We start from the raw sequence: 1,441 nt of genomic DNA, 5'->3' as shown, positions 1-1,441 counted from the left end.
GTCACAGCCACATCACCCAAACCCAACCCACGAACCAACAACACACCGTGCTCGCGGAGGGTGGCGTAGAGGGCGTCCCGGTGTTGACCAGCCCAGTGCGCCGGGTCGTGTCCGGGGTCTGCCAGAAGCGTCGGCGGCTTGCCAAGTTGCAAGGACACGTCGAGCGGAATCGTTGAAGGGGGCGAGACCATGCGGATGCCTTTCTCGGGCTGTCGACTGGTGGGTGCCTGGGTGGGCGGTGCGGTGCCACCGTGGACTTCTGCCGGGGTCTTCTCGGCTCCCCTTTCGCCGTGGTGTGGTGTGTGGTTCGGGTTCACGAAGGGGTTGATGCCGCGGTGGTGGCCAGCACGGCCCGGGCCGCCTCGGTGGGACGTGTGTGCGGGAAGTAGTGGCCACCGTCGGGAAGGCGGCACCACTCGACGTGGTCGGCCAACAGTCGCCAGTCATCGAGCCGGTGGATCCCGTCGACGGTGAACGGGTCGTCGTCCGCGAGGACGAGGGTGACCGGCGCGGTGAGCCTGGTGGTTGGCGGGTGCTCCAAGGCATCGGCGAAGTAGCGGTGCGCGGCCACACAGTCATGCCGATAGGCGGCGCCGACCCGCTCGGCGTGCGCAGTGTCCAGTGCACCGAGCGAGCTGAACGCGCCCGCCGCCCCTGCCGCCTCACCGTCGTTGTCCGCGCTCAGTTCCTTGACGATCTCCGCGTCGCTCCGGGCGAGCAGCGCCTCGGCGGCGGCGCGTCGATCGGCGGCGTCTCCGAGCAACTGGGCCCCGACGAAGACGCGTTGGACGTGCACCTGCCGTTCCTGGAGCAACCGTGCGGTAGCCACCGCATACGCCGCCCCCGCCGCCTGCCCCCACAACGCCACCCCGGCCAGACCGCGCCGGGCGATCTCGTCGGCGGCCTGTCTGGCCACCTCCTCCAACGGCGCGAACGGTCTTTGGTCATCGGCCGGGTCATGCCCGGGCAGTTCAACGGCGTGCACCGCGAACCCGCCGGCCCCCAACACCTGGGCCATCGCCCGGAAGGCCACCGCACCACCACCCGCGAAGGGGAAACAGACCAGATGACCGACGGCTTCACCCACCGGCTCGGCAAGCGTGTGCAACAGCCCACCCCCACCCCCACCCCCGCCCTCGTCCTCGTCTTCGTCTTCGTCTTCGTCTTCGTTTTCGTTCAACTCGCCGCGCTCGTCGAGGAGTTCGGCCAGGTCGGCCAGCACGGGGTGGCTGGTGAGCTCCTTGAGGGTGACGGCCCGGTCGAGTGCGATCACCAGCTTCAGCGCCGAGAGGGAGGTGCCGCCCCGGCCGAAGAAGTGATCCCGCCGCCCGACCTGCTCCTCCCCGGTGCCCAGCACCTCCGCCCACGCCCGGGCCAGTCGCCGCTCGGTGGGAGTGTGCGGAGCGTCCCGGCCCTCCTCCGGTGCCTGGGCAGCGTCGGC

At 70.4% G+C, this 1,441-nt stretch carries 1 protein-coding gene and 1 pseudogene; both read right to left on the bottom strand.

The window, feature by feature from the left end; translation table 11 throughout:
• Nucleotides 1-317, bottom strand: a pseudogene (locus ACIQU6_RS44850) (hypothetical protein); the annotation flags it as partial.
• Nucleotides 314-1,441 (bottom strand): thioesterase domain-containing protein (locus ACIQU6_RS44845; RefSeq protein ID WP_403488517.1); only part of this gene is annotated, 1,128 nt, incomplete at its 5' end. The gene ACIQU6_RS44845 and the pseudogene ACIQU6_RS44850, both read right to left, overlap by 4 nt.

Origin of the sequence: Streptomyces sp. NPDC090442 (assembly GCF_044769405.1) — a bacterium.
GTDB lineage: Bacteria > Actinomycetota > Actinomycetes > Streptomycetales > Streptomycetaceae > Streptomyces.
Note: the sequence above shows the minus strand (reverse complement) of the source record. Positions and strands in the feature narration are given on the sequence as shown.